This is a genomic window from Proteus sp. G2669, from assembly GCF_009915245.1.
GTDB lineage: Bacteria > Pseudomonadota > Gammaproteobacteria > Enterobacterales > Enterobacteriaceae > Proteus.
This window is the reverse complement of record NZ_JAABLX010000029.1, coordinates 1-4,625: the sequence shown is the minus strand read 5'-3', so window position 1 is coordinate 4,625 and position 4,625 is coordinate 1. Positions and strand designations below refer to the sequence as shown.

The window sequence follows — 4,625 nt, the reverse complement described above, 5'->3', positions numbered from 1 at the left end:
AGCAGTCAGAGTTGTTTTACCGTGGTCAACGTGGCCGATAGTACCAACGTTAACGTGCGGTTTTGAACGTTCAAATTTTTCTTTAGACATTTAAATTGTCCCTCTAAGACACGGAATCGGTGGTTACACCACATCAACCAAGCAGTAAGTAAATTAGCGATTTGCTATTGCTTGTTAAGATTTTATTCAGGGAGGCAAGAACATGAAGGAGTGGTGCTGATAGGCAGATTCGAACTGCCGACCTCACCCTTACCAAGGGTGCGCTCTACCAACTGAGCTATATCAGCACATCTGGAGCGGGCAGCGGGAATCGAACCCGCATCATCAGCTTGGAAGGCTGAGGTAATAGCCATTATACGATGCCCGCAGAACTCGGCTACCTGACTTAAAATCAGCTTTGTATTCTACTCAAGTGTTTACTATTTGAAAACACCTAAGTAAGGAATTAATGGTGGTGGGAGAAGGATTCGAACCTTCGAAGTCTGTGACGGCAGATTTACAGTCTGCTCCCTTTGGCCGCTTGGGTATCCCACCAACTAAATTTTAATGGTGCCGGCACCAAGAGTCGAACTCGGGACCTACTGATTACAAGTCAGTTGCTCTACCAACTGAGCTATGCCGGCTAAGTGGTGCGCATTCTAGGAGGACTTTCATCATGATGCAACAAAAAAATTGCGATATTTGTTCTTTTGCTTATATTTTGTTCGGTTTTGATTGAATTGTTGATTTTTTAGGAAAAAAACGACCAAAATGACAACAACAATTCAAGATAAATTCAAATTCTAATTTATCTTTCAAGCCCTAAATTTATTGCATTTAATAAATTTTTAGAAAAAAAATTAATTACGCACTCACTAGTCTACGCTAAAAAATAATTTCCATGTCTATTTTTTATACTTTTTTTGCAAATTTATTCAGTTCGCGTCAAAAAAAGTAGAAAAATTTTAAAAATATCTACGCCAATGAAGCATGACTCGTTATGATGCTGTTTATTTTTTATCGGATACGGGTGTTTTAAACAGCCTGTCCAACCTGCGAAGACTAGGCAGATGTTGGCTTATGAATAACAAAGAACGCTTTATAACCCCTTATTTAGAATTTGACAGAAAGCACTGGGCAACGTTAAGAGACTCTGTTCCTTTAACGCTAACAGAAAAAGAAATTGCAGACTTAAAAGGAATTAACGAAGAAATTTCCATTGATGATGTTATTGAGATTTATCTTCCTCTTTCGAGATTACTCAATTTTTACATTAGCTCTAACCTACGCCGTCAAGCCGTCTTAGAGCAATTTCTTGGCACAAGAAGCGCTAAAATTCCATATATTATTGGTATCGCGGGTAGTGTTGCTGTTGGTAAAAGTACAACGGCTCGCTTGCTACAAGCACTTTTAACGCGTTGGCCAGAGCATCGTAAAGTAGATTTAATTACTACTGATGGTTTTCTTTTACCTAATGCAGAGTTAAAAAAACGCGGGATAATGAAGAAAAAAGGATTTCCTGAATCCTATGATATGCATAGCCTTGTCTCTTTCGTTTCTGATATAAAATCAGGTAAGAAACAAGTGACAGCGCCTGTCTATTCTCATTTAGTATATGACATCATTCCTGATAAGAAACAGGTTATTGAGCAACCTGATATTTTGATTCTTGAAGGATTGAATGTATTACAGAGCAATCAAGATTATCCGCATGATCCACATAATGTTTTTGTATCAGATTATGTAGATTTCTCTATTTATGTTGATGCAGAAGAAGAATTACTAAAACACTGGTATATCAGTCGCTTTTTGAAATTTAGAGAAGGGGCATTTACTGATCCTGAATCGTATTTTAATAATTATTCTAAATTAAGCAGAGAAGAATCTATAGAAATAGCCTCATCCATTTGGCAAGAAATTAATGGATTAAACTTAAAACAAAACATCTTGCCAACAAGAGAGAGAGCAAGTTTGATCTTAACCAAAGGCCATAATCATACAATTAGCAATGTTAGATTACGTAAATAAAACTGAACAATTATTCACTGATTTCTTCTAGTTCTAAATAGATTTAATAATATAAATACCAAAAAAGCTTTCCGATTAGAGAAAGCTTTTTCAATTTCAGACATTCGACGCAATTCAAAACATTAAGATGCACTTCTTAGTGAAATTTCACCACCTATATAAGGTGTAATTTTACCATTTTGCTCTAAAAGTAAAGCCCCTTGATCATTAATACCTTTAGCGATACCAAAGATTTCTTTTTCGCCAATAATCAGTTTTACACGTCTATCCATAAAGTTATCTAAACTTTTCCAGCGTTCTATAAAAACAGACAACCCTTGTTTTTCAAACTGGATAAATGCTTCTCTTAATGCATTAGTAATTTCACAAGCAAGTTCATTTCTGTCAATCTTAATACCAACTTGCTCTAAATTAATCCATTGTTGGTTGATAACCTCATTTTGATTTTTACTCATCGCAATATTGATGCCAATACCCGTTACAATATGAGCAACATCACCCGTCTTCCCTGTTAATTCAACAAGAATACCTGAAAGCTTTTTATCATTTAAATAGAGATCGTTAGGCCATTTTACTTTAACGCCATTTGCGCCAAGTTTTTGCAATACTTCAGCCATAATAACGCCGACAACCAAACTCAATCCTATTGCAGCAGCAGGCCCTTGCTCGAGTTTCCAATACATACTCAAATATAAATTTCTACCAAAAGGCGAGATCCATTGGCGACCTCTTCTACCTCGTCCAGCAGACTGGTATTCAGCAATACATACATCACCTGATTTTAATTCGCTAATACGTTGGATCAAATACTGATTTGTAGAATCTATAACAGGAATAACGCTAGCAGGCTCACCTTTAATATTCTGATTCACAATATCTGCATTCAATAAATTCATTGGCGCATCTAATTGGTACCCTTTTCCAGCAACCGTCTGAACGTCAATACCCCAGCTACGCAATGTTTGAATATGTTTATTAATGCCTGCTCGAGTCATTCCTAAACTTTCGCCTAATTGCTCTCCTGAATGAATATTCCCATCAGCAAGAATTTTAATTAATAATAAAGGAGTTGGTGTTTCTTTCATGAAATAGCATCCACAGCATTGATTTCGCCATATTGGCCAATAAAGCGAACTTCTGGCTCTAATTTTACACCGAAGCGTTCTGAGACTTTCTGGCGAATATATGCGGCTAAGTTCACAATATCTTCACCTGTCGCGGTGCCTTCTTTATTAATAAGTACCAGTGCTTGTTTAGTGTGAACTGCCGCACCACCAATTTGATGTCCTTTAAGACCACATTGATCAATCAGCCAACCAGCCGCAATCTTCACACCATCTCGCTGTACATATTGAGGACAAAATGGATATTCTGTTTTTAATTGTTGTGCAATACGAATATCAACAATTGGGTTTTTAAAAAAACTTCCAGCATTACCCGTTATTTTTGGATCTGGTAGCTTGCTCGTTCTCATTAAGCATACAGATTCGAATACATCCTTTGGTGTAACAGTTTCTAATGATAATTTTGATAAATCACCATAAGTAAGAATAGGTTCCCATTTTTTACTTAGTAGTAAACCGACAGCAATAATAGCAAAGCCTTGCTGATAATGATGTTTGAAAATACTGTCGCGATAACCAAACTCGCATTCTTCATTTGTTAATCGACTAATATTGCCTGTACTTAATTCAATAATATCAACATAGGCACAAACATCTTTCAGCTCTTTACCATAAGCACCAATATTTTGTATTGGCGCAGAACCAACATTGCCTGGGATCAACGCTAAATTTTCTAGTCCATAGATATTTTTTTCTAACAGATATTCAATAAGCGCATGCCAACTCTCGCCAGCTCCAACATGAACAGACCAATATTGCTCATCTTCAGTAATTTCAATGCCAGCAATACAGTTACGGATAACAATACCATTAAAATCTTTAGTAAATAGCACGTTACTACCGCCACCTAGAATAAGGGTTGGTAATCTCTTCTCATGGGCATTTTGCCAATATGTACAAAGCTCATCTTTATTATTTGCAGTTTCTATTTGGTGAGCTTTTACTCTCAAACCAAATGTATTAAATGCTTGCAATGAAACCGATTCTTTCATGAAAGTCTACCTCATTTAGCTGATAGCTTAGTTTAACAGTCAAGCATCATTGAGGATAGCAAAGTGATAAGTGATTAGAGGAGAGAAAGTATATTTGTGTTTTAAATGTCTTAAACGCAAAAAAGCCAACCCATTGGGTTGGCTTTCTCGTCTTATTTAATGCCTGGCAGTTCCCTACTCTCACATGGGGAGACCCCACACTACCATCGGCGCTACAACGTTTCACTTCTGAGTTCGGCATGGGATCAGGTGGGACCGTTGCGCTATGGCCGCCAAGCAAATTCTGTATTTATAACTGTCTGCTTATGCAGTTATAATAATTTTTTATTGGTGCTGATACCCAGATTCGAACTGGGGACCTCACCCTTACCAAGGGTGTGCTCTACCAACTGAGCCATATCAGCACTAGTGGCTTATTGTCACCGGCTGACACAGCCTAAATTTAATGCCTGGCAGTTCCCTACTCTCACATGGGGAGACCCCACACTACCATCGGCGCTAC

At 37.4% G+C, this 4,625-nt stretch carries 4 protein-coding genes, 5 tRNA genes and 1 rRNA gene; 1 reads left to right on the top strand and 9 read right to left on the bottom strand.

The annotated features are described in order from the left end of the window. The 5 genes from GWI68_RS08850 to GWI68_RS08830 form a co-directional block, all read right to left on the bottom strand. Window positions 1-90: GTP-binding protein (locus tag GWI68_RS08850; RefSeq protein ID WP_074379300.1), on the bottom strand; the 90-nt coding region annotated here is incomplete at its 3' end. Window positions 91-211: 121 nt separating this feature from the next. Beyond that, window positions 212-287 (bottom strand) — tRNA-Thr (locus GWI68_RS08845). A 5-nt stretch (window positions 288-292) separates the two neighbouring features. Continuing rightward, window positions 293-367, bottom strand: a tRNA-Gly gene (locus tag GWI68_RS08840). Between the two features lie 82 nt (window positions 368-449). Beyond that, window positions 450-534, bottom strand: a tRNA-Tyr gene (locus tag GWI68_RS08835). Window positions 535-547: 13 nt separating this feature from the next. Continuing rightward, window positions 548-623 (bottom strand) — tRNA-Thr (locus tag GWI68_RS08830). 436 nt (window positions 624-1,059) lie between these two features. On the opposite strand from GWI68_RS08830, the gene coaA reads away from it, so the two are divergent. Continuing rightward, window positions 1,060-2,007 carry a type I pantothenate kinase gene (gene coaA / locus GWI68_RS08825; RefSeq protein ID WP_072071181.1) on the top strand — a complete coding sequence of 316 codons (948 nt, stop codon included), beginning with the start codon at window positions 1,060-1,062 and terminating at the stop codon, window positions 2,005-2,007. A gap of 122 nt (window positions 2,008-2,129) precedes the next feature. Here the strand turns inward: coaA and birA are convergent, their stop codons facing one another. The 4 genes from birA to GWI68_RS08805 all read right to left on the bottom strand — a co-directional run bounded on the left by birA (window position 2,130) and on the right by GWI68_RS08805 (window position 4,527). Continuing rightward, the gene (birA, locus tag GWI68_RS08820) at window positions 2,130-3,092 is read right to left on the bottom strand and encodes a bifunctional biotin--[acetyl-CoA-carboxylase] ligase/biotin operon repressor BirA (RefSeq protein ID WP_166540037.1); all 963 of its coding nucleotides are present in this window, start codon (window positions 3,090-3,092) and stop codon (window positions 2,130-2,132) included. Beyond that, a complete protein-coding gene (gene murB, locus GWI68_RS08815) occupies window positions 3,089-4,123 on the bottom strand; it encodes a UDP-N-acetylmuramate dehydrogenase (protein WP_166540036.1) in 1,035 nt (344 codons plus the stop codon). The genes birA and murB overlap by 4 nt, the downstream gene beginning before the upstream one ends. 161 nt (window positions 4,124-4,284) lie before the next feature. Then, a 5S ribosomal RNA gene (gene rrf / locus GWI68_RS08810) occupies window positions 4,285-4,400 on the bottom strand. 51 nt (window positions 4,401-4,451) lie between these two features. Then, window positions 4,452-4,527, bottom strand: a tRNA-Thr gene (locus GWI68_RS08805). Window positions 4,528-4,625 lie beyond the last annotated feature (98 nt).